Here is a 615-nt window from a genome sequence, read left to right as displayed (position 1 = left end):
CCAGGTACAAGTGCACGTCCGAAAGTGTAATACGGATTACTTACTTTTTTCAAAATGGACTGTGCGGCTAACTTTGCCATGCGTTCGATATCGACTTCAACAGTCGTGAGTGGGGGCCGGGTTAATGTGGCATAGATATCATTATCAAAGCCGGTCACAGAATAATCTTGAGGCACATGGTAACCCAAGTCCTGCAATTTGTTAATTAGATTATGCGCGACCTGATCGCAGTTACAGACAAACGCACTTGGCATAGGATCAGGTAACTGAATATCAATATAAACGCCATCTTCATCACGGTCATCCAATATCCATTGTTGTTGCAAAGGGATTCGATGTTCCAACAACGATTTGTAATATCCTAGAAAACGGTCTTGAATACTACTGGTCGAGTGTAAAGTACCGACATACGCAATATCCCGATGACCACCTCGAATCAACAAGTTCGTTAACTCATACGCACCGTAAAAGTTATCGGTAACCACAGCATCCATTTCTACATGCTCATCATAGAAGTCGAGAAAGATTTTGGGTAATTGCATTTCTTGCATGGCTTCAATATAGGGCTTGCCAATCTGCCCCAAAATAATCAAACCATCTATCTTTTGTTCATAA

1 protein-coding gene is annotated in these 615 nt (G+C 41.6%); it reads right to left on the bottom strand.

The window, feature by feature from the left end; all coding sequences use genetic code 11:
- On the bottom strand, nucleotides 1–615 hold a 615-nt coding region (locus tag DN394_RS28820), incomplete at both ends, for a substrate-binding domain-containing protein (RefSeq protein WP_179953675.1).

The sequence above is a fragment of the Bacillus sp. BB081 genome (assembly GCF_008368895.1).
GTDB lineage: Bacteria > Bacillota > Bacilli > Bacillales > Bacillaceae_G > Bacillus_A > Bacillus_A wiedmannii.
The sequence above is the reverse complement of the archived record's forward strand: the minus strand, read 5'-3'. Positions and strand labels throughout refer to the sequence as shown.